The sequence below is a fragment of the Bacillus cereus genome, assembly GCF_002577405.1.
In the GTDB taxonomy this organism is placed as follows: Bacteria; Bacillota; Bacilli; order Bacillales; family Bacillaceae_G; genus Bacillus_A; species Bacillus_A cereus_AU.
In genome coordinates this window covers 428,585-451,393 of record NZ_NULR01000003.1, presented here as the reverse complement: position 1 = coordinate 451,393, position 22,809 = coordinate 428,585, and the positions used below count along the sequence as shown (strand labels likewise).

Genomic DNA, 22,809 nt, shown 5'->3' with positions numbered 1-22,809 from the left:
TATGGGTGTAATATGAAATGATTTTGAATTGAGGAGATGGATATGAAATGGAGATTCAGCAAAATAATCCTTTTAAAGTGAGGTGGAGAGAATGAAAGCTAACGTAAAGCTTTTAGGTGATGATGGGATGTTAGGGATGGAGTACAAGGAAAGGCAAATTCGTGTATTTAACACAGAAGGAAATGTGATGGAATTACTTTCAACAAAAGGACAAGTTCAAGAGGCTATCGATTATTTAAAAGAATGTCAAAAAGAAATGAAGTAATGTCTTAAATAGTAATCAGATCGAACGGAGGGGAACCGTATCGTATGAATCAATTGTCATTTTTTGAGGACATCGATGAAAAGGAGATGCGTAGACTGTGGTGAAGGAGTTGAAAAACTACAAAGCATTGTGCGTCCGGATGAAAAATCAAGAAGAACAGGCTCAAGCGGGAGGCATCGTTCTTTTTCCTAAAATGAAAGGTGACGATAAGAATCATGAGATACGCTTTAAACAAATTGAACGGACGTTAAAGCATGCTCTTGATGAAGATGAACGCAGGATAATTGAAATGAAGTATCTGGGGAGTCGGAAGGTAAAAGATTCGTTTGTATACAACGAATTAATGATAAAATGGTGCTTTTCTTTAGATTTCCACCAATCATTATTCCAGGACATTCTTTTATACCTCCCTTCAATTAGGGTTCATATTATTCTATGTTTTAGTAAAAAATGGCTTGTTTATTAACCTATTATTATATTATTAAATGATAGAGTGCTTTCTATTAGATATAGAATTTATTGTTGGTTTCTTAGTTTTTTGTAAAATTATTGTAAATAATAAATATAATACTTTTATATATTATATAATCAGAATGTATAATTTTATCGATGTTAGAGGGTGATGTAAATGATAATTACTTTAAACTTTTAAAATAGTTGTTTTAATAACGTATAATTTAAATAAAACGTTATTCGATTTTCTTTTAAATACTTGGTTTAAATTGATTAGATTAAGTAACGGTTTTTTCTAGTTTTTTGATGATCAAGACGAATGAAGAAAGGAAGTAATCATTATATGGAAAAATTGCGGTTATTAACATTTGAAAATATAGTAGCACCCCTTTTAAACGAAAGTGTATCATTTATATATTTTCCTATTGAATGGCTGGACATTGTAGAAATACATTATAAGACGTTTCTATTAACGAGTAAGTTGAAAGGTTTGAATGAAAGATTGTATGATATGTTTTCTGATATATTGTTTATTCAGCATAATCCGTATGTGTTAAATGAAAATACACCATGGATTATATCAAAAGAACCTATAATACAAGAACAACTCGATTATATTTTACAAAGCTGGTATGAGGTCATTCATGATTGGAAACCGAACAAATTAATAGAACCACCCAAATATGAATGGCATAACGATTTAATTTCTAATTTGCCAGTCTTACATGATAATGAAACGTATGCTAAGTGGGTACCCGCTTTAATTTCACATATTTTTTGTGAGTGCCCTGTAAAAATGGAAGATAAAATTGAAGAAGAAATCTTTTTTTCACCACTACGATCACAAAATATTTGTGAGGCCATGTCAGAACCAATTAAAGATGAAAAAACACAAGATTATTTCGCTTATGTATATCGGTTTGAATGCATAACTCGTGCAGGAGAGAATATCCCTTTATTAAATGTTTCAGTGGGCATTCGAAGGTTCTATCAAGAATATAACCATCCAGATATTCCTTTACTTTTGAGACGAAAACGGGGCATGATATTGATTTCTACCACAGATTCTGCATTAAATAATAAAAAGTTGAGGTTTGTAAAACTGAAAGTACAGCAAGCGACAAACGGTATGAAATGGATTAAGTTATTTAGAAATTTAAAAGATGATTTTCATATAGGTGGAGAAGTTGAACTAGATCATATACTCCAATATCCGAAAGACTATATCATCGGGACAAATATAACGGTGTTACTTCCATATAATGAGAGAATATATAAAGTGCAAGGTACTAAAATAAAATCTGGTATAAAAGTAACGGATAGAGAGTATTTATTTAAAGAATTTCAGCAAAAATTCTCTTATTTCACATTACTTCCAGAATGTAAAAAGGTAGTAACAAATAATGAAAATGAATTATTTCCTTTAATTGCACCAAAAGGATTAGAGACCTTAACGTTAGAAGTTTGGACCGACAATATATTAATGGAAGTAGAACAAGCATTAATTGATAGTGAAATTGTTTTAGCTAAGATCGGTGAGTCATCTTATGTATTAAATGCAGATTCTCCAGTATTGCTAAAAGTAGCGAGGTTTAATATTGAAAAAGTGTTGCAAAATCCATATAAAATGCAATATTGCCAGAAATATAAAACAAATCTTGTAGATGATGTTATGAAAGCTGTTTATGCAACTGCAGGAGAGCGGAGTGATGCGACATTAGCGTTAATCGCAATGGAAAATTGTGATGGGCGAGAGAAAATTGACCCAAAACAAATCGTTCGAGAAGGGTTTGTACGAACAAATCGTATTTCAGCATTTATTAATTTATTTATAGGTAAAAGTGTATCTCGTCAAACAATTGTTAATTGTATTCTTAGTTTATTAGAACAGAAAGGATTTTTGAAACGGAGTTGGAATAAGATAAATTTACCTTGTACATATGTCAATTTATCAATTGAACGAATTTCGAAATTTGATTTCTTGCCTATTTTTTCAAAAATACAAGGCAGAGAAATTTTATATAAATTATATGGGAATACAGAGTGGCAAACGATTGACCGGTTATTATTAAATGTAAATAAACATAATGCATTTTTGCCGCAACCATCAAAAAGAAATGATATGGGTGCTCTTTTTAAACAATATGTTTCCGAAACATTAATGGAAATTTTACAACATGCGAAAGAGCGGAATGAACAAGTTTATTTCATTGTAGATGCGAATATGAGAAAATATTGGATAAAAGAGTTACAAAATGAAAAAATTGATATAGATATTGTACCTGAGATTGTTCCGAATATGAAAAAAGTTTCAAACTTAAACGTGATAAGAATAAATACAGATTTTGATGTACCATGCTACGGTATGATGGAATGTGATGATGTGACGGATGGTACAGGTTTATATGCGGATCAAAAAGGTATGTATTATAGTACTGGCGAATACGCATTACATTGTAGTGAAATTTTGCAGCGATATATACTTGAAATTCTACCGTTAGGTGCAAAAACTGTAGAAAGGGATTATGTCGTAAAAATGATTCATTACATGTGCTGTAATTCAAGTATGCTCTTGGAAAAAAATATACACATGACGTATTCCATGCATATGGCTAAAGTAATAAAAAGTTACATGACTGATATAGATGCAAGAGAGTTCAAAGAGTTTGATGATGAATTGGATGTAGATATAATGAAAATAGAAAAGAAAGATTCAATTATTTTACTTTAAATAATAGTAAACAAATCCTGCTCGTTATATCGATCAGGATTTGTCATTTTTTAATGTAAATAATGCTATCCTTTGTCATGTATCACTTCTTTTAAGTATTTACTTTATTAACATACAGGATTAAGATGTTTTTTAGAAATACAAAAACTATATCATATGGAAAAACGAGTTTTATTAATTGAAAAAATTGAAAGGAATGGGGAATTGTGAAGAAATTAGATGTGCTATTAATGCTACTGAGCGGCCTCTTTCCAATTGCAGGAATTATAAAGCAAATCCCGCTAGAACAATCTTTATATATTGGAGGACTATTATTTTTTACTAGTTTTGGTAGTTATTTTGCGAAAAAGATATATTCACGTATATGTAGCTGGATAGCGTATGCACCATTTATAACACTACTGTTAGTCATTTGGAATCAGGATATATCAACAAGTTCAATCATTTCGAACGCAAAAATCGCCGCTTGTATCGCGTTAATTCCGTGTTTATTCCGTTTTCGTACATATGGACTTACTTTGGGCTTATTCTCATTATGGGCTGCTTTACTATGGGATATAAAAGAAATACAGTCGTTAGTCATACTTGAACGCATGACAAGCTTAATGACAAGTCAGTATGTATATCTTCTATTTTTAGTTGGAGGTCTTATATTAGGGGGATTACTTGCGATATTAATACACCGCAAAGAGAAAGATAATAAAGAGAAAACAAATCTATTTCAACAAAAAAAGAAACGCAAAAGGCTATCATTTAAGGTCCGTCTTCCAAGATTACCAAAATTAAAAATGAAATTATTTAAATTTGGGAGAAAGACGTCTAAACGTAAAAATCCAGAAAAAGTCCATGAGCGTAATTACGAAGAACCAGCTGCAACGTATGAAATGAAAGAGCAAATAGATCAATATAAAGAAGGGACTGCTCAAGGACAAACAAGGATGGAACGTAGAAGGAATAGGTATAATGCGTAATGAAATTTAGTAACCCTTTAATGATTTATCGTTAAATAGATAAATTGTTAAGGGTTTTTTTGCGTAATTAAATATAGGTTGCGAATGAAGGCCTCATAATATATGTTAAAAATGGGAACTGAAATAAAATAAATGGAGGGCAAAATGCTTATTATTACATATATCTCTGTTTGTATATTATTCTTAGTTAGCTTTTTGCATGTTTATTGGGCTTTTGGAGGTACGTGGGGAACAAATAGTGTTATTCCAACTATAACGGGAGAAAAAGCGTTTACACCTCATACAGGAATTACACTGGTCATTGCGTTGTTATTAAGTATAGCAGCAATAATTTTATTACAACAAACAAATGTTGTTCACATTGCAGTTCCTAATGTTATTGTTCAAGCCGGTTCCTGGATTTGTATGATTGTTTTTTTCATAAGGGTAATTGGTGAGTTTAATTATTTTGGTATCTTTAAACGAAAAAAAGATACAAAGTTTGCTAGGATGGATACAAATTTATATATTCCACTTTGTTTATTTTTATCTCTTACATTTTTATTAGTAATAATAAAGTGAAAATAAATAAGAGCATAATTATATAATACTCAGAAAAAATTGTAATCACATGAGGGCATCCGATATTGAAGATGCTCTTTTTGTTTGTAAAACATGTCGCATCAACATAATAAATAGCAATATACCAATTACACTGAAAGCGACAAAAGATATTTGTACAGAAGAAAAGGATACGAGCAATCATTTTGGGGCAGTGTGAGTTTCTAATAAGAATCTAATTAGAAAAAGTATTGAACCTAAAAGAATCATGTTAAATCATAAAGTACTATCATCTTTAATTTTAAATTTATCTTTAATATTGATAAATAGAATGAATAAGATTACAGCAGATATTAAGTTAGATAAGTAGAAATCTTGGTGGTACAGTAGTTCAAATATAACGTCGAAAATGTAAAATAAACTAATTGTAGGGAGTATGCATATGAAAATATATCGCCAGTTTTTTAAAAGGTATTTGTAATTAGTTAGTGTTTTCATTATAGAAATTTCTCCCATGTTTTCTTTTTATATAATTATACATATAAATAAAGTGATTTATAAAGTGTTTTCTTCATAAAAATAAAATATTTTACAAATAATTTGTATTTGAATTTGAAGGTTCGTTAGATGAAATGCGTTTTTATAGTGTGAAATTAAAATAATAGGAAAGATATTAATTATTAATTACATAAAAAGGTCCGCCTCTATTGATGAAAAATGAAGGCGGACTTTTTTTATGAATTTAGGCTATACATAAGCTTCCTATAGATGGTGTATTACATATGAATGTTAAAGGTAATTAATGAAAAGAAGGTGATTTATTAAAATGTATAACCAACAAAACTATCCATATGATCAAGCGATGTATTATTATCCACAGCAATACGCATATGAAACTGTAGATGAACTTAGAGATATTGAACAAGAGGATTATAGACCAGATGACGCGGAAGATGCTCCAACGTCACCACCACCATCACAAGCTCCATCGCTACCATCTACATTTGCTTCTCCAGCACAAGCAGGAAATATGAAATCATGGATGTGTAACTGTCTAGGAAGATGGGGATATTTACGTTTACATCGTCCTGGACCTTTTGGAAGAGACCTATGGTTCTTTCCGACTGAAGTTAGAAGCAATGGAGTATCAGGTTACACTTGGCAAGGTGGTCGTCGTCGTAAAGTAAGTTACCGATATCAACAAATTAGTAATTTTATGTGCTTTGCATAAAGAAGAGTGAGAGAGTAGAAGGATTATACTTTCTCACTTTTTTATTTTTCAACATACGAAGTGAGATTTTGATTAAAAATTTACAATTTTCACGTTTTTATTAGAGTATAATGCAAATGTTGGTTGGTTTTCAAAAACTAATGAGAGTGAGGGAATACAATGTCAATGAAAAATAAAGTTGGACTAAGAATAGAAGATGGTATTAATTTAGCTTCAGCTCATTTTAAAGAAGATGCTTATGAAATTTATAAAGAATCAAGAAAAGTGCAACCTATCTTATTCGTAAATAAAACTGAATTAGGTGCCGAATGGCTTATTACAAGATATGAAGATGCTCTGCCACTTTTAAAAGATAATCGCTTAAAAAAAGATCTGGTAAATGTGTTTCCTCAAGATACAAAGAACATGTATCTTTCCATTGACAATAGTGATCATTTAACAACGCACATGTTAAATTCAGATCCACCTAACCACAGTCGTTTACGATCTTTAGTCCAAAAAGCATTTACACCGAAGATGATTACACAATTAGACGGAAGAATTCAGAAAATCGCGGATAGTTTAATAAGTGATGCAGAGCAAAAAGGTACATTAAATCTTGTAGATGATTATTCATTCCTATTACCGATTATTGTAATAAGCGAGATGCTTGGAATTCCAAAAGAGGATCAAGCGAAATTTAGAATTTGGTCGCATGCTGTCATTGCATCGCCAGAAACACCTGAAGAAATAAAAGAAATCGAAAAACAACTATCTGAGTTTATTACATATCTTCAATATATAGTTGATGTAAAACGAAAAGATCCAAAAGAAGATTTGGTTAGTGCGCTAATACTTGCAGAAAATGAAGGGCATAAACTTAGTGCTCCAGAGCTATATTCAATGATAATGCTATTAATCGTAGCAGGACACGAGACGACTGTGAATTTAATTACAAATACGGTATTAGCACTTCTTGAAAACCCTAATCAATTACAATTATTAAAAGAAAATCCAACGTTAATTGATTCTGCTATTGAGGAAGGTTTACGTTATTATTCTCCAGTTGAGATTACAACTGCAAGATGGGCGGCTGAACCTTTTCAAATCCACGATCAAACAATACAAAAAGGAGACATGGTTATCATTGCATTAGCTTCTGCCAACCGTGATGAAACAGTATTTGAAAATCCGGAAGTATTTGATATTACGAGGGAAAATAATCGTCATATTGCCTTTGGTCATGGTAGCCATTTCTGTCTAGGAGCTCCACTTGCTAGGCTAGAAGCAAAGATTGCTATTTCTACTTTGTTAAAGCGTATGCCTGAACTACAAATAAAAGGGAATCGTGAAAAAATCAAATGGCAAGGTAATTATTTAATGCGTTCTTTAGAGGAATTACCATTAACATTCTAGAATATTTATTTTTAGACATGCATACATCGAAAATGATTTACATAGAGTATGTATGTGTTATTTAAATTCGAAACGGAAGGGTGAAAACATCCCAATGATCAACTAATTCTATTTGTAAGAGATCTTCGTTAAAAAACGAAATATTCTTCTGAATAGGGTTAGTATGTACATTTATAGAAAAGGGATGTGTTTCGCGCCGCGAAAATATAGTCTTTTCATATGATTTGTGCTGCCTCCTGTTCAGAACATGAAATAGGAGGCTTTTTTATGTCAACGACTGTGGAAACGAAACAAAATCATGGGGTATCACAAGTGTTAAAAAATCGGTTTGTGCAAGGGATTCTCGCATCAGCATTATTTCTACAAATAGGAATATGGGTTCGAAACTTTGCGGTATTATTGTATGTTATGGAGATGACGAAAGGTGATGCTTTCGCTATTTCCATGATCTCAGTTGCTGAATTTGCCCCGATTTTTATTTTCTCATTTATTGGTGGAACTTTTGCTGATAGGTGGAAGCCAAAGAAGACAATGATATGGTGTGAGACTTTGAGTTCTTTATCAGTATTTGCAGTATTAATTACACTTATGTTTGGAACGTGGAAAATCGTATTTTTTGTGACGCTTATCTCTGCAATCCTTTCTCAGTTTTCTCAACCATCGGGAATGAAGTTATTTAAACAGCATTTATCGGCAGAACAAATTCAATTAGCAATGTCTATATATCAAACGATATTTGCAATATTTATGGTGTTAGGGCCAATTCTCGGCACATTTATTTTTCATAGTTTTGGAATTTATATTTCAATCATTATAACAGGTATCGCGTTTTTACTTGCAGCAGTTGTATTGTTAGTTCTTCCAAAAGATCTTGAAAACGAAGCCGAAAAGAAAAAAATAACGCTGTTACAGGAAATGCTGGATGGTATTAAATATGTAAAAAAGAAAAAAGCATTAACTTTGCTTGGACTATGTTTTATGGCAGCAGGACTAGGTATAGGTTTAATTCAGCCACTAGGTATATTTATTGTGACTGAGCAGTTAGGGTTATCAAAAGAGAGTTTACAATGGTTACTAACAGTAAATGGTGTGGGGATGATTGTTGGAGGAGCTTTAGCGATGGTGTTTGCGAAAAATGTTGCTCCGCAAAAAATGTTAATTGTAGGGATGCTTGGTCAGGCAATTGGCATCGGTATAATAGGCTACTCTACAAATTTATGGGTGACACTTACAGCACAACTTTTTAGTGGGTTAGCTCTTCCATGTATCCAAATAGGTATTAATACGCTCATTATTCAAAATAGCGATACTGATTTTATTGGACGGGTAAATGGTATTTTAAGTCCGCTATTTACCGGTTCAATGGTAGTAACGATGAGTATTGCTGGTTCATTAAAGGAGATGTTTTCATTAAGTACGATGTATGAGGGAACGGCTCTACTATTTATAATTGGATTATTGTTTATTTTACCCATATACAATTTAAAGCCAATAATAGCGGTAGAAAGTGAAATGAATGGTAAAGGAAGTGCTGTGCAAAATGAATCCTAATCCAAATGTTAAATACCCAATTGAAGGAAATCAAAACGTTCATTTTATTAAAAATACAATAACGAAATCTAATATACTCGTTGGTGACTATTCTTATTATGATGCGAAAGATGGAGAAACATTTGAAGATCGAGTATTACATCATTATGAATTTCTTGGAGATTGCCTTACCATTGGAAAGTTTTGTTGTATTGCATCTGGAGTTACCTTTATTATGAACGGAGCAAATCATCGAATGGATGGATTTTCGGCATATCCATTTAATATATTTGGAAATGGGTGGGAGAAGTATACACCTAGTTTGTCTGATTTACCATACAAAGGGGATACAGTTATAGGAAATGACGTTTGGATTGGTATGGATACAACTATTATGCCCGGAATAAAAATAGGTGATGGTGCAATAATTGCAGCTAAATCTGTTGTGACCAGAGACGTCGCACCATATACAATTGTTGGTGGAAACCCTGCCAATAAAATAAAAGAGAGATTTTCAAATGCAATAATAGAAGAATTATTGCAAATTCAATGGTGGCATTTTGACATTGAAAAAATAACTGAAAATATAGATGCTATTGTACGAGGAGATATTGAACCATTAAGAAAGCTAAAAAGGTAATGAAAAATGCATAACAAAGAGTATCATACCTCCGAATTTTGTTAATGATAATAGAACAAGGAGGTGTGATACTATGGCACAAGACGTTTTATGTGAAGTAAACAACTGTAAATTTTGGGCTAACGGTAATAAATGTAGTGCAGATGCAATTTATGTAGTAAGTAATAAAGGGAAACAAGCTTCTACTACGGAAGAAACAGATTGTAAAACTTTTGATCCAGAACTATAAGTTTTTGAAGGGTAGCCAAATCGTGGTTGCCCTTTTATTAATTATAGTATTGATAATAAATCTCATTTTCATTCATGTTTTTTAAAATTATTTCTTGACCTGAAACGCTTTTCATAAATTATAAATAAATAGTACTTTACGAGCTCTGTATGAAAACGATACCTTTTAATCGATTAGAACTCGTGTATTTAAAGAAAGTGGTGAAGAAATAATGAAATTAATCGCAATTGATTTAGATGGAACTCTTCTTTCTGGTAATAAAATGATTAGTAAAGAGAATGCAGAAGCAATTCGAAAATGTCAAGAAGCCGGTCATGTTGTCGCAATTTGTACAGGACGTTCTATTGTTGATATTGAACGATTATTGTTAGAAGTTGATTTAGAGTGTCCAATTATTGCGGAAAATGGTGCACTTATTTATAAAGACAAGAAAATGATGAAGAGATATCCCATTCAAAATATGCAGGCACTTGAAATTGTAGAATATCTTGAAGAGAATGGCTTATATTATCAGCTTTATACAGATAAAGGTGTATATGTACCGGATTATGGAGTAGAGAGTGTACGTAATGAAATCGAGTATGTGAAGAATACAAAAGAAAATTTCGACTTGGAAGAGTTAGAAACGATCGCAGCATTATACCTTGAGCATACAGCTTTTCATAGTGCGGAAAGTTGTAAACCAATTGTAGAAACAGATATCCACGTGCATAAACTGTTACCATTTTCTTATGATATTGAGAAATTAAAACAATTAAAAGAGCAGTTTCTGCATAATACAGATTTAGCAATTACATCTTCCTATTGGCATAATTTAGAAATTAATCATCGAGATGCTCAAAAAGGCAATGGATTATATACTTTAGCAGGACATCTTAATATTCCAGTTGAAAATACTGTAGCGATAGGTGATGGTCTAAACGATGTTTCCATGATGGAAAAAGCAAATATATCAATCGCAATGGGAAATGCGGTTGAAGAAATAAAAGCGATGTGTCAATACGAAACGTTGACAAATGAAGAACATGGTGTTGCACATGCCCTGTATACGCATGTGTTAGCATAAAAAGTAAAAAAGAATCCAATGAGGATTCTTTTTTACTTTTTATTAGGGGTAAGGTATTCTATGAGATTCACAGAAGCCTTATTACTTTTTATTATATAGAATATATTGGAATAAATGTTTTGAATTTTCATAATAATTGTGAAAATTTTATGAACTTTATATTTTTTGTATTTTTATTCTGCTAAGAGTCGTTTAACATTTTGAAATTTAACGAACATAAAGGAAGTTAGGGTGAAGGGTAGCATACAAATAATAAGTCGCTTGGTACGGAATGGATAATAGCTGATGGATGAAAGTTTCACTTGAAGCGTATACTATTATCTATTTTTAATTGAAAAATAAAATTTGTTTGAATAATTATTCTACAGCTATATACCTATACGCACATTCTTCGTATAATGGAGAAGTATGAATTTTGGAGTTGTATTAATTTTACATATTGAGGTGAAAAAGGAATGAATGCGCGGCTAATGGAACTTATTGATGTGAGTACAATAGAAACCATGGCAGAACAATTTTATAAATTAACAAACATATCACATCAACTTCTTGATGCTGAAAAAGTATGTATATTTTCATTTGGAATAAATGAAATGAAAATATGTAAACTTCCCAAAATTGAAATTCCCATTTTCTTATACAATCAATATTTAGGATCTTTTGTGGTATGGTCCCAAAAAAGTGAAATTTTCAATTGTCAAAAATACTTTGAAATGCTAGCAAACCTAATTTTAGATGGGGCAATAAAAGTATTTCAAAGTAAAAATGCAACGTTGCTCTCTCAAAAAGAGGAGGAGCTACATACAATTTTACAAAACATGCCTGTCATGGTTGATGCGCTTGATTATAATGGAGATTTTATTCTATGGAATCGTGAATGTGAAATTGTAACAGGTTATACTGCTAAAGAGATAATCGGGAATCCAAATGCACTTCAATTATTGTACCCAGACCATAATTATCGTCACCAAATACAAAATAAATTTTTGACTCGAGGAAAAAATTTTAGAGATTGGGAAATGCGTTTAACATGTAAAAACGGAGAAGTTAAAACAATCATGTGGTCAAATATATCAGAGCAGTTTCCTGTAACAGGATTCAGCTACTGGGCTGTTGGCGTAGATATTACACATTTAAAAGCGATAGAAAAGCAGTTGAAACAACAAACATCTGAATTGGAATTAATTTTTAAAGCTTTACCAGATTTATGTTTCTTAACAGAAGATGATGGCACAATTATAGATTATAAAGCAGGATCTCCTACAAAATTTTACGTACCCGCAGATGCTTTTATGGGAAAAAAGTTTTACGAAGTATTACCATCTCCAGTAGCGCAGCAATTTCAAGAAGCAATTCGTCAAGTGAAAGAAAAAGGAACAAATGCAATTGTCGAATATCAACTTGCAATTAATGGAAGTGTCGATTTCTTTGAAGCTAGATGCTTACCATCATTACATGATAAAATTATGATTATTGTACGCGATATTACAGAGCGGAAAAAGACAGAAGAGTTGCTAAATAAATCAGATACATTAGCAGCAATCGGTCAATTAGCAGCTGGGGTAGCTCATGAAGTAAGGAATCCATTAACTGTAATTAAGGGGTTTATACAGTTATTCCAAATTAATAAAGAAGATCAAGAGCAATATTTTGATCTTATGCTTTCCGAAATAGAAAGAATAGAATCAATCCTCCAAGAGTTTTTATCAATTGCTAAAACAGATGAAATAAATACTGAAAAGAAAAATATTTATCAAATATTTAAAAATGTCGTATCTTTAATAAATACAAAAGCAATTATGACAAATATTCAAGTGGACTTATATACAGATTCCCAAGAAGTAATCATTGAATGCTCAGAAAATCAACTGAAACAGGTATTTATTAATATTTTACAAAATTCAATTGAAGCTATGCCAGATGGTGGGGAAATTTCAATCCATATAAAAAAAATCAATAATGATGGTGTTATTATTCATGTAATAGATGAAGGAATAGGAATACCTGAAGAAAGAATTAAGAGATTAGGTGAGCCTTTTTATAGTACGAAAGAAAAAGGTACCGGTATTGGATTAATGTTAAGTTATAAAATTATTGAAAGTCATCAAGGGACAATAAGCATTATGAGTGAGGTTGGTGTCGGGACAACTGTAACGATGTACTTGCCGAAAATTCAAAGTAAACAATCTCTATCAAATTGTGATGATAGTTGTATATCAATACGATCTACTATTAATTCTTAAATTATTAAATACCCAATAACAAAAAGNNCTTTTTGTTATTGGGTATTTTTATATTTACTTTAGTAAACTTTACCTTTTCTTTACCTTTGTTTTAATTTCAATTAAGTTTTTAATATTATAGTAATATTCATATGAAGTAATGTATAGAAGTTGTACATTATTTTTAATATAGAGATACCGTTATTATTCAAATCGCTAAAAGGAGGAGATTATGACAAAGTGAAGAAGCAAAAGAAAAAAAGTAGTAGAGCAATGCCAGTGCGGTTAAACATTTTATTCTTTTGTGTATTTTTATTATTTTCTGCCATGATAATAAAGTTAGGTAAAGTGCAAATTATCGATGGAGAGACGTATAAAAATGAAGTAGAGAAGAGAGAAAATGCAACCGTGAGTCTTTCTGTCCCGCGTGGGAAAATATTTGATCGAGAAGGGAACCCAGTTGTTGATAATAAATCTTTACGCACGATTACATATACAAAGATGAAAGGAGTAAAATCAGAAGAAATGCTAAAAACTGCAAGACAACTTGCAGAAATAATCGAAATGCCGCAAGAAGATATAAATAAGTTAACTGAGACAGATAAGAAAGATTTTTGGATGCAATTAAATCCAAAACTTGCTGAAAATCTAGTATCAAAAAAAGAAATAGATTCATTTAGGGAGAAAGATATTAGTGGAAAGAAGCTAGATAAAAAAATAGAAGAGTTAAAAAGAAAACGAGTTACAGATAAAAATCTTAAAGAATTAACAGATAAAGATATAAAAGTGTTAGCTATTAAAAGTAAAATGACTTCTGGTTATCAAATGGCACCTCAAATTATTAAAAAAGATGTTAGCGAAAAGGAATATACTGTAATTAGTGAGAGTTTAGCGAATCTCCCAGGTGTAGACGCATCAGTTGATTGGGAGAGATTCTATGTAAATGATGGATTATTCCGATCCGTTCTTGGAAATGTTTCTAATGCCGATGAAGGATTACCAAGTGAACGATTAGATTATTATTTGGTGCGTGATTATAGCCGAAATGATAGAGTCGGTAAAAGTTATATCGAGCAGCAATACGAAGATGTACTTCACGGTACGAAAAAAGAAGTAAGAAGCATTGCCGATAAACAGGGTAATACGATAAGAACAGAAACGGTTTCGGAAGGGAAAAGCGGAAAGAATTTAACTTTAACGATAGATATGGAATTACAAAAAAAAGTTGAAGAGAGCATAGAGAAAATATTAAAGGCATATAAAGGTTCAGAATCGATGTTAGACCGTGCTTTCGTTGTAATGATGAATCCGAAAAATGGCCAAGTATTATCAATGGCTGGGAAAAAGCTTGTAGAAAAAGATGGAAAAACGGAAGTGGAAGATTATGCTTTAGGTACGATGACAAGTTCATATGAGCTTGGATCAACTGTTAAAGGTGCGACAGTGTTAACAGGGTTTGAAACAAATGCTATAACTCCAGGAACACATTTTTATGATGCACCTATGAAGTTTAAAGGTACTAAGGAGAAGAAGTCTTGGAAAGAGTTTGGAAATATAGATGATCAAAGAGCGTTACAAGTTTCTTCAAACGTTTATATGTTTAATATAGCATTAAAAATTGCCGGCGTGGATTATGTGAAAAATAGTTCACTAGATATTAAACAAGAATACTTTGATAAAATGAGGTATTATTTCAGGCAATTTGGACTAGGCGTACAAACTGGTATTGATTTACCGAATGAAACTGCGGGACAAATTGGAAGAAAAGATAATCAGCCTGGTTTCTTATTAGATTATTCGATTGGACAATATGATACGTATACGCCACTTCAGCTTGCACAATATATATCAACTATCGCAAATGGCGGTTATCGAATGAAACCGCAAATTGTTCAAGAGATTAGAGAACAAACCGTTCAAAAAGATGAAGTTGGTAAAGTGGTGCATTCAATAGAACCAGTCGTTTTAAATAAAATAGATATGAAAGAGGAGTATATAAATCAAGTAAAAGAAGGATTTAGAAAGGTATTCCAAGAAGGGGATGGAACGGGAGTAAGAGCGTTCCAAAAAGCACCGTATAAACCAGCTGGTAAAACAGGGACCGCACAAACGGTATACGGTGGAGAAAGTGATATTGGGCGAAATGAGAAAGGCGATCGTAGAGAATGCTATAACTTAACATTAGCAGGATATGCCCCATATGATGATCCAGAAGTAGCATTTTCTATTGTTGTACCGTGGGTTATAAATGATAAATCTGGTATTAACTCTGATATTGGAAAAGAAGTTTTAGATGCTTATTTTGAATTGAAAAGTAAGCGATTAACTGAGGAAGCGACAAATGTAGAGAATTAAAAAATGTGAATCGTCTCTAGTATGTATAGAAACTAGGGACGTTTTAATATAGGAATAAATTAGAAAAGAGGCATAAAATAATTCTATTAACTATTCACGTTTTATAAAATAAATCATATATTGATAGCATAGGACAAGCTGAAAAGCTTATCCTAACCTCACAGAACACTCCTTATCACGGTTAAGCATCTACTTTTGTAGATGCTTTTTTTGATGACTGACAATTATTTATCAACCTAATGTTCCATTTGTGATAATACCATATGATAAAAAACAGCTTATTAGCACAAAGGCTAACAGAGCTTGAAGCTGTAAATAGGTATCAAAAGAAGCGATTACAGTTATTGAATCTCTTTTAAATTAATAGATTGGACAATTAAAAACATAGAGGGCACATTTTTATGCTTTTATTATCCAGCAAACTGCACAGCAGTATTTGCATGTAAAAAAGCAGTATCAAATACAGGAACTGTTAGATCGTTCTGGAAAATGAGCAAAGGTATTTCAGTACAACCGAGTAGTATACCTTCCGCACCATTTTGAACTAATGAGTTTGTAATTAGTAATAGTTTTTCTTTTGATGTTTCTGAAATAATCCCTTTACTTAATTCATTTAAAATAACATGATGGATAAAAGTCCTTTCCTCGTCATTTGGAATGATTGTCTCAATATTATAATTTGCTAGTCGTGATTTATAGAAATCTTGTTCCATCGTTTGTTTCGTCCCTAAAAGTCCGATACGTTTTATATTGTGTTCTACCATTTTTTTAGCACTTACATCGCCAATATGAAGAAGCGGGATGGATATTGCATTTTCTACTTCTTCAGCAAATAAATGTACCGTATTTGAACACATTAATAAACATTCAGCCCCAGATTTTTCAACCTTTTTTGCAACTGTGACTAATTCATTTTTCACTTCTTCGTATTGGTGGTTTTGTAATAAAGTAGTTACTTCACCAAAGTCCATACTATATAAAACAAGCTTCGCATTTTGATCGTATTGAGAAAGTGTAAGTGTATTAATATGTTTATAGTATAACGATGTAGATTCCCAACTTAGGCCACCAATTAAACCGATTACTTTCATCATACATTCCTCCCGTAACAATTTTGAATTCATTATTTCATAATTCCGATAAGAATACAATGATATAAATGTGCCATTTAACAAAAAATAAAAATAATTAGAAAAGTGTTGAAATTTATTCTTCTTAGTGCCATAATACGAATTACAAATTAATACTTATCCAGAGAGGTGGAGGGAACGGCCCTATGAAACCTCAGCAACCCCTATGTAAATTCATAGGAAGGTGCTAATTCCACAGAGGACACGATGTGTTTTTTGAAAGATAAGAGGATTCTTGAACGTGAAAGAAAATGACCTCTTATGTAAGAGGTCATTTTTTGTTGTATAGAAAGGGAGTGTAGATGCATAATTCATTTTCAAAATAAATATAGAGTAATAAAAGTTGAATAATACGAGAGGGGAATTGTAATGAATAAATTATCAACAAAGTTAGTAGTAGCAATCGGAATTGGAGCGGCCTTATACGGGATTTTAGGACTTTGGGGATTTTCTATTGCTCCAAATACATTTATTAAACCTGCTTTAGCTATATTAACTGTTTTTGGAGCTTTATTTGGTCCCGTGGCCGGACTGTTAATAGGACTAATTGGTCATACCGTAACAGATACGATCGCTGGCTGGGGCATTTGGTGGGGCTGGGTTATTAGTTCAGGCATTATTGGTTTTGCGATGGGTCTCATTCAAAAAAGAGTTGGTTTTAGTGTGAAAAACGGGACGTATAGAAAGGGAGATATTTCTTATTTAGCAATTGCTGGGTTAGTTGGTATTGTCATTGCTATTATATTTGCTGGAGCATTCGATATTATTGTGATGGGAGAACCGTTTGACAAAATTGTTATACAAGTACTAGGGGCAACAATTTCGGATGTTATTGTATTTTTAGTTCTTGGATTACCGATTACAATTGGTCTGGCTAAATCAAATAAAAAACATACACATTTAAAAATTGAAAAGTAGGGATGTTAACATGCAACCAATTATTTCGTTCGAACACTTCACCTTTCAATACGGGCATGCTGCGCAGCCTACTTTAAAAGACATTACATTTCATATAAATTCTGGTGAAAAAGTACTAATTGCTGGACGAAGCGGTTCAGGGAAATCAACGTTAGCTCATTGTATCAATGGGCTAATCCCATTTTCATATGAAGGGATTAGTACGGGTAACGTTTTAATTGCTGGTAAAGACCCGAGGGAAGGCAGTATTTTTGAACAGAGTAAACATGTAGGAACAATTTTGCAAGATCAAGATGCTCAATTTATTGGTCTTACAGTAGAAGAAGATGTAGCTTTTTATTTAGAAAATGAGTGTATAAATCAAGATGATATGAAAAAAATTGTTTCTGACTCATTAACAAAGGTGAAGATGCATACTTTTCATACACAAAGTCCACATGAATTATCAGGAGGCCAAAAGCAAACTGTTTCTCTAGCAGGTCTGTTAACAACAAATGCCGATATATTATTGTTCGATGAACCGTTAGCAAACTTAGATCCGCTAAGTAGCTTACATACGATCGAACTTATTAAAGATATACATAAACAATATAATAAAACAATTGTAATTATTGAACATCGAATAGAAGAAATTTTAAAACTGGATGTGGATAAAATTATTTTAATTGATGAAGGTGTAGTTGTTGCGATAGGGACACCAGAAGAGATTTTGGCATCAAATATATTACCTCGTATTGGCTTAAGAGAGCCTATTTACATCGAAGCACTAAAGAGATTACATTTTGATAGTAATAATGACGTAATATATCCACTTGAAAATCTTCACAAGGAAAGAATCTATAGCGCTATAAAAGAGTGGATGAATAAGCAAGTTGTATTAAAAGGTAATACTAAAAACAAGGAATTACTTAAAGTAGAGAATTTGTCATTTTCATATCCTAATAAACAAAAAGTATTAAAAAATGTAAGTCTATCAATATGCGAAGGAGAAATTGTAGCACTTTTGGGACATAATGGAGCTGGGAAATCAACGTTAGCCCATAGTCTGATTGGTATAAATAAAATAAAAAATGGAGAAATTTTGTTAGATGGAGTAACTATCAATTCTTGGTCTATTCATAAACGTGGGGAAATTATATCTTATGTGATGCAAAATCCAAATCATATGATTACACAACCTACTGTGTTAGAGGAAGTTTCATTTTCTTTGAAATTTAAAAAGTTTTCTAAGGAAGAAGTTAAATATAGAGCTGAAGAATCGTTAAAAATCTGTGGTTTATATCCATTTCGTAATTGGCCAATTCAGGCATTAAGCTACGGGCAAAAAAAGAGAGTAACTATCGCATCTGTATTAATCACAAATCCCAAACTTATCATATTAGATGAACCGACAGCTGGACAAGATTACTATCATTATAAACAGTTTATGTCGTTTATTAAAAAACTGACTAAAAAGGGAATATCATTTATGTTTATCACACACGATATGAATCTAGCATTAGAATATGCAGATCGAGCGGTAGTTCTACATGAAGGGGAAATTATTGCGAATAATACAGTTTCTACTGTATTAGGGAATGAAGAAACGTTACAAAGAGCCAATCTAAGTGAAAGTTCTTTGTTTAAGCTAATTAGATTTAGTGGGATTTCATATCCTGAAAAGTTTATAGAACTTTATTTCGATGTTAACAGGAGGGAGGAAGATGCATAATACATATTTTCATCGTATGGATGGAGCAGTGAAATTGCTTCTATTTATATTTTGTATGACGCTTACTTTTTTATTTTTTGATTTTCGTATATTGCTAATTTTATTTATGATTGGATGTATCGGTCTTTTTATTGCTAAAATTCCACTTCGTAAAATTATAATTATTTTTAGTGTTATATTTACATTTAGTTTATTAAACTCTGCCATGATTTTATTTATTACACCAGCCCATGGATCTGAACTAACCGGATCATATACTTCATTTTTACATATTGGTTATGCAACAATTACATATGAAACATTATTTTATGCAGCAACACTTTCTTTAAAATATTTTACGTTATTACCATTCACACTTCTTTTTATTTATACGACAAATCCAAGCGAATTTGTTAGCAGTTTAAGTAAACTGGGCATTCATTATAAAATTACATATGCAGTAAATATTGCATTACGTTATATACCCAATATTCAGTCTGAATATAAAGTCATTAAACATGCGCAAGAAGCGAGAGGAGTAGCTTTTGAAAAAGGAGAAGCAGGTGTATGGATTCGTGTGAAAAACCGTATCTTAATTTTCTGGCCTCTAATTATTCATTCTCTAGAAAGAATCGATACAGTTTCAAATGCAATGGATTTAAGAGGGTTTGGAAAGAAAGATAAACGTACATGGTTCTATACAAATAAAGCGAAAAATGGGGATTTTGCCGCTTTATTTGTAGGTGTTTTCATTTTAATTATTGCAGTATATTTAAAAATAAATGTATTTCAAAATTTTTGGTATCCATTTTAAAGCACTCACAAGCGAGTGCTTTTACTTATTTTTCGGTAGACATGCTCAAAAAAGGGATATACACATAATGTATAATACGAACCAGTTAAAATGATCAATTACCTATTAGTTTTCAAACCAAAAGGAGGAGAAAATATGAGTCACGGTGGTTCTTGTGGTTTTGGTGGAGGTTTCGCTTTATTAGTTGTGTTATTTATTTTATTAATTATTGTAGGATGCAGCTGCTGGGGCGGGGGGTACTAATTATTAATTAGTCTCCACAAATGTAAATTTAAAAAACATAGTAGATACTCATGTATCGAAACAAATAAAAAAGGAGCTATTATGCTCCTTTTTTATTTGTTTTAAGATGGATCCTCATTATTTTTTGGGAATGTAATCATCAAAGTTGTGCCTTTAGTAACAACACTTCGGATTTTTAAAGTACCTTGCATCGTTTCGATGATCTTTACAGCGACCATTGTACCTAAACCAGTACCTTTCGTTTTTGTACTAAAATATGGTTCACCGAATCGATTTATTTGTTCTTGTGACATCCCAACTCCGCTATCCTCAATTCGTATTATAACTTTATTATTACTAATAGATGAAGAAATGTTTAAGGTGCCACCATTAGGCATTGCTTCAATACCATTTTTTATTAAGTTTAAAAAACATTGTTGAAAGTGTTGTTTATTACCAACAATTGTTGCCTTAGAGAAATCTTTTGTAATATGTATCGTATTCATATTACATAATGGCAAGATCATATTAATAACTCGATTTAATTCTTGTTCTACTGCAATATGATCTAGTTTTTCTGATGCAGGTTTGGCAAACGTTAAATAATCATCAATAATCTCCTGGGCACGATTTAATTCTTCAAGTATATGTTCAATATATTTGTCTCTTGATTCAGGAGTTAAATTTGGTGTTTTTAAAAGTTGTGTAAACCCTTTTACAACAGTTAAGGGATTCCTTACTTCATGTGATATACTAGCAGCGAGTTGGCTAACAATCTCCATTTTTTCCATCTTAATCAACTTTGAACGCATAAATACTGCATCTTTTAGTACTTCATTAAAATAAACAATAAATAGCATCAAAGTAGTTGGTAATATTATAAAATAAATAATATACAAATTATTTACTTCAAAGTCTGATAAAGTTAATACAATCACAGTTGTAAATATTGCTAGGAAAAAAGTTAAAAACATAGCAAAAGCTACTTTAACTTTTCTATTATATGTATTGAATTTTGAAGATGCGAATGCTGTAATGATAAGCATAGTGCCGTAAACAATGACTGTTAACATGTTAAATCCATAAAATGCAAATCTTGTAATTAACAAAATAGTAAACAATATGATACCGACAGGGAATCCACCATAAAGCGTACCTATTAAAACAGGGATTTGCCTTAAATCATGAATACAATTTTCATCCATATAGATAGGATAACGCATACATAAAATGAGTGGGATACTCGTACAAACGGTAATAAGTACTGTTCTATATTTCTTTAAATAGCGCCCGCTATCATATATGAAATAAAAAACAAATATACTACTTAAAATGTATAGAAGATTATTTAATACGTTTTGATTAATATAAACAAAGTCCATGATATCTGCCTCGTTATTCTGAATTTCCATTCCATATGTATTATACATGATATAAGTATAAACTCTATAATTCTTTTAATAATATAGGGTTATTCCTCTACCGCATTAGACACCTTTAACCAAGCTTCATAAAATTCTTTAACTGATGCATACCGTTCTGCACGGTTTTCATTTACTGCACTATATGCTACCTCATATAATTCCTCGCTTGCGTCCCATTTCAAAATGGAACGGTCTTGTCCACAACCTAAAAGTGCAAAGGCTATCGCACCCATATTATACACATTTGTTTTTTCATCAATTATAGCGTTTAGCTGAAATTCCTCAGGTGACATAAAACGAGAGGAGCCCCATAGTCTTCCCATTTTATTTATGTATGGTTTTTTAGAGTATAAATCAATATCACAAATCTTCGTCTCATTTGTATTGAAATTATATAAAATACTACCATCATAAAAATCTATAGCTACATAGTTTTTCTTTTCTATAAATGTATGGAAAGAAAAAATGGAGTTCAATGAATGAATTCGTTTCCTAACAGATAAATGCCTAAATTTATAAAATGGTGAATTGGGATTCACATATTTCTCAGGAGGCGGGAAACTCCAATGTGGATGAAGGCATTCACCATCAAACCAATCAAATATTACAACATATCCAGATTGAACCGGAAAATGTTCAATTAATTTTATAAGTGAATCATGCTTTAATTCCTCGTATATATTAATTGAATTTTTTAATCTTTCAATAGCCTCATTCGTCTTCCCATTATATGCAATTGTTTGTGCCCCTGCATATTTAATGAATTTCTTATGACCATCTTTTTTCACACCAAAACTTATATTACCGGAATCTTGCTGGTCAAAAACTGCAAATACGGTCCCTAATTTTATAAGCCAATCAAAATTATGATGTTCTTTTAATTGGAAACCTACATGATTAATCTGAATTTTAACTGGAATATCTTTCATATTTTACCTCGTATTTAATATAATTAAGTTGTATATTTCAGTATTCGACATATT

General features: G+C 31.6%; 21 protein-coding genes and 1 riboswitch. Of the genes, 17 read left to right on the top strand and 4 right to left on the bottom strand.

The window, feature by feature from the left end:
* Positions 1-91 precede the first annotated feature (91 nt).
* The 5 genes from COC96_RS27485 to COC96_RS07305 all read left to right on the top strand — a co-directional run bounded on the left by COC96_RS27485 (position 92) and on the right by COC96_RS07305 (position 4,981).
* Entirely contained in the window at positions 92-265 is a 174-nt protein-coding gene (locus COC96_RS27485; protein WP_176538763.1) for a hypothetical protein, read from the top strand.
* Positions 266-362: 97 nt separating this feature from the next.
* A complete protein-coding gene (locus COC96_RS07320; RefSeq protein WP_225316027.1) occupies positions 363-731 on the top strand; it encodes a hypothetical protein in 369 nt (122 codons plus the stop codon).
* Positions 732-1,061: 330 nt separating this feature from the next.
* Positions 1,062-3,449, top strand: coding sequence for an RNaseH domain-containing protein (locus COC96_RS07315; RefSeq protein ID WP_142339968.1), 2,388 nt, complete (start codon positions 1,062-1,064; stop codon positions 3,447-3,449).
* A 206-nt stretch (positions 3,450-3,655) separates the two neighbouring features.
* Positions 3,656-4,420, top strand: coding sequence for a DUF3959 family protein (locus COC96_RS07310; protein WP_098768585.1), 765 nt, complete (start codon positions 3,656-3,658; stop codon positions 4,418-4,420).
* 144 nt (positions 4,421-4,564) lie between these two features.
* Positions 4,565-4,981, top strand: a complete 417-nt coding sequence (locus tag COC96_RS07305; protein WP_098266906.1) for a DUF3995 domain-containing protein — start codon at positions 4,565-4,567, stop codon at positions 4,979-4,981.
* A gap of 255 nt (positions 4,982-5,236) precedes the next feature.
* Here COC96_RS07305 and COC96_RS07300 read toward each other — a convergent pair whose 3' ends face one another.
* Positions 5,237-5,461: a hypothetical protein gene (locus COC96_RS07300; protein ID WP_098266955.1), complete on the bottom strand. Its 225-nt coding sequence runs from the start codon at positions 5,459-5,461 to the stop codon at positions 5,237-5,239.
* A gap of 325 nt (positions 5,462-5,786) precedes the next feature.
* Here COC96_RS07300 and COC96_RS07295 point away from each other — a divergent pair, with 325 nt between their 5' ends.
* The 8 genes from COC96_RS07295 to COC96_RS07255 all read left to right on the top strand — a co-directional run bounded on the left by COC96_RS07295 (position 5,787) and on the right by COC96_RS07255 (position 15,628).
* Positions 5,787-6,191 (top strand): hypothetical protein, encoded by a 405-nt coding sequence (locus tag COC96_RS07295; RefSeq protein WP_098266907.1) that lies wholly within the window; start codon positions 5,787-5,789, stop codon positions 6,189-6,191.
* A 159-nt stretch (positions 6,192-6,350) separates the two neighbouring features.
* Positions 6,351-7,586: a cytochrome P450 family protein gene (locus COC96_RS07290; protein WP_098266908.1), complete on the top strand. Its 1,236-nt coding sequence runs from the start codon at positions 6,351-6,353 to the stop codon at positions 7,584-7,586.
* 267 nt (positions 7,587-7,853) lie between these two features.
* A complete protein-coding gene (locus tag COC96_RS07280; protein ID WP_098266909.1) occupies positions 7,854-9,137 on the top strand; it encodes an MFS transporter in 1,284 nt (427 codons plus the stop codon).
* Positions 9,127-9,756 carry a Vat family streptogramin A O-acetyltransferase gene (locus COC96_RS07275; RefSeq protein WP_098266910.1) on the top strand — a complete coding sequence of 210 codons (630 nt, stop codon included), beginning with the start codon at positions 9,127-9,129 and terminating at the stop codon, positions 9,754-9,756. The genes COC96_RS07280 and COC96_RS07275 overlap by 11 nt, the downstream gene beginning before the upstream one ends.
* A 73-nt stretch (positions 9,757-9,829) precedes the next feature.
* Positions 9,830-9,985, top strand: a complete 156-nt coding sequence (locus COC96_RS07270; protein WP_000046094.1) for a DUF1540 domain-containing protein — start codon at positions 9,830-9,832, stop codon at positions 9,983-9,985.
* Positions 9,986-10,196: 211 nt separating this feature from the next.
* The gene (locus COC96_RS07265) at positions 10,197-11,051 is read left to right on the top strand and encodes a Cof-type HAD-IIB family hydrolase (RefSeq protein ID WP_098266911.1); all 855 of its coding nucleotides are present in this window, start codon (positions 10,197-10,199) and stop codon (positions 11,049-11,051) included.
* A gap of 455 nt (positions 11,052-11,506) precedes the next feature.
* Positions 11,507-13,294 (top strand): PAS domain-containing sensor histidine kinase, encoded by a 1,788-nt coding sequence (locus COC96_RS07260; protein ID WP_098266912.1) that lies wholly within the window; start codon positions 11,507-11,509, stop codon positions 13,292-13,294.
* Between the two features lie 219 nt (positions 13,295-13,513).
* Positions 13,514-15,628 (top strand): peptidoglycan D,D-transpeptidase FtsI family protein, encoded by a 2,115-nt coding sequence (locus COC96_RS07255; RefSeq protein WP_098266913.1) that lies wholly within the window; start codon positions 13,514-13,516, stop codon positions 15,626-15,628.
* 410 nt (positions 15,629-16,038) lie between these two features.
* On the opposite strand, the gene COC96_RS07250 is transcribed toward COC96_RS07255, so the two are convergent.
* Entirely contained in the window at positions 16,039-16,722 is a 684-nt protein-coding gene (locus COC96_RS07250; RefSeq protein WP_142339967.1) for an aspartate/glutamate racemase family protein, read from the bottom strand.
* Positions 16,723-16,872: 150 nt separating this feature from the next.
* Positions 16,873-16,988, top strand: a riboswitch (SAM riboswitch).
* A 139-nt stretch (positions 16,989-17,127) separates the two neighbouring features.
* On the opposite strand from COC96_RS07250, the gene COC96_RS07245 reads away from it, so the two are divergent.
* From COC96_RS07245 to COC96_RS07230, 4 genes are all read left to right on the top strand, one after another.
* Positions 17,128-17,676, top strand: a complete 549-nt coding sequence (locus tag COC96_RS07245) for an ECF-type riboflavin transporter substrate-binding protein (RefSeq protein ID WP_098266915.1) — start codon at positions 17,128-17,130, stop codon at positions 17,674-17,676.
* 10 nt (positions 17,677-17,686) lie between these two features.
* A complete protein-coding gene (locus COC96_RS07240) occupies positions 17,687-19,387 on the top strand; it encodes an ABC transporter ATP-binding protein (protein WP_141536179.1) in 1,701 nt (566 codons plus the stop codon).
* The gene (locus COC96_RS07235) at positions 19,380-20,180 is read left to right on the top strand and encodes an energy-coupling factor transporter transmembrane component T family protein (RefSeq protein WP_141536180.1); all 801 of its coding nucleotides are present in this window, start codon (positions 19,380-19,382) and stop codon (positions 20,178-20,180) included. Before COC96_RS07240 ends, COC96_RS07235 begins: the two co-directional genes overlap by 8 nt.
* A gap of 135 nt (positions 20,181-20,315) precedes the next feature.
* A complete protein-coding gene (locus COC96_RS07230) occupies positions 20,316-20,423 on the top strand; it encodes a YjcZ family sporulation protein (protein WP_088229366.1) in 108 nt (35 codons plus the stop codon).
* 101 nt (positions 20,424-20,524) lie between these two features.
* Here the strand turns inward: COC96_RS07230 and COC96_RS07225 are convergent, their stop codons facing one another.
* On the bottom strand, positions 20,525-21,832 hold the full coding sequence (locus COC96_RS07225; protein ID WP_098266918.1) for a sensor histidine kinase: 1,308 nt from the start codon (positions 21,830-21,832) through the stop codon (positions 20,525-20,527).
* 41 nt (positions 21,833-21,873) lie between these two features.
* Positions 21,874-22,755 (bottom strand): protein kinase domain-containing protein, encoded by an 882-nt coding sequence (locus COC96_RS07220; RefSeq protein ID WP_098266919.1) that lies wholly within the window; start codon positions 22,753-22,755, stop codon positions 21,874-21,876.
* Between the last annotated feature and the right edge of the window lie 54 nt (positions 22,756-22,809).

What these genes read in the sequence shown, in the direction of transcription:
- COC96_RS27485 (WP_176538763.1), top strand. Translation starts at nt 92, where the DNA reads ATGAAAGCTAACGTAAAGCTTTTAGGTGATGATGGGATGTTAGGGATG.
- COC96_RS07315 (WP_142339968.1), top strand. Translation starts at nt 1,062, where the DNA reads ATGGAAAAATTGCGGTTATTAACATTTGAAAATATAGTAGCACCCCTT.
- COC96_RS07305 (WP_098266906.1), top strand. Translation starts at nt 4,565, where the DNA reads ATGCTTATTATTACATATATCTCTGTTTGTATATTATTCTTAGTTAGC.
- COC96_RS07295 (WP_098266907.1), top strand. Translation starts at nt 5,787, where the DNA reads ATGTATAACCAACAAAACTATCCATATGATCAAGCGATGTATTATTAT.
- COC96_RS07290 (WP_098266908.1), top strand. Translation starts at nt 6,351, where the DNA reads ATGTCAATGAAAAATAAAGTTGGACTAAGAATAGAAGATGGTATTAAT.
- COC96_RS07280 (WP_098266909.1), top strand. Translation starts at nt 7,854, where the DNA reads ATGTCAACGACTGTGGAAACGAAACAAAATCATGGGGTATCACAAGTG.
- COC96_RS07275 (WP_098266910.1), top strand. Translation starts at nt 9,127, where the DNA reads ATGAATCCTAATCCAAATGTTAAATACCCAATTGAAGGAAATCAAAAC.
- COC96_RS07270 (WP_000046094.1), top strand. Translation starts at nt 9,830, where the DNA reads ATGGCACAAGACGTTTTATGTGAAGTAAACAACTGTAAATTTTGGGCT.
- COC96_RS07265 (WP_098266911.1), top strand. Translation starts at nt 10,197, where the DNA reads ATGAAATTAATCGCAATTGATTTAGATGGAACTCTTCTTTCTGGTAAT.
- COC96_RS07260 (WP_098266912.1), top strand. Translation starts at nt 11,507, where the DNA reads ATGAATGCGCGGCTAATGGAACTTATTGATGTGAGTACAATAGAAACC.
- COC96_RS07250 (WP_142339967.1), bottom strand. Translation starts at nt 16,722, where the DNA reads ATGATGAAAGTAATCGGTTTAATTGGTGGCCTAAGTTGGGAATCTACA.
- COC96_RS07245 (WP_098266915.1), top strand. Translation starts at nt 17,128, where the DNA reads ATGAATAAATTATCAACAAAGTTAGTAGTAGCAATCGGAATTGGAGCG.
- COC96_RS07240 (WP_141536179.1), top strand. Translation starts at nt 17,687, where the DNA reads ATGCAACCAATTATTTCGTTCGAACACTTCACCTTTCAATACGGGCAT.
- COC96_RS07235 (WP_141536180.1), top strand. Translation starts at nt 19,380, where the DNA reads ATGCATAATACATATTTTCATCGTATGGATGGAGCAGTGAAATTGCTT.
- COC96_RS07230 (WP_088229366.1), top strand. Translation starts at nt 20,316, where the DNA reads ATGAGTCACGGTGGTTCTTGTGGTTTTGGTGGAGGTTTCGCTTTATTA.
- COC96_RS07225 (WP_098266918.1), bottom strand. Translation starts at nt 21,832, where the DNA reads ATGTATAATACATATGGAATGGAAATTCAGAATAACGAGGCAGATATC.
- COC96_RS07220 (WP_098266919.1), bottom strand. Translation starts at nt 22,755, where the DNA reads ATGAAAGATATTCCAGTTAAAATTCAGATTAATCATGTAGGTTTCCAA.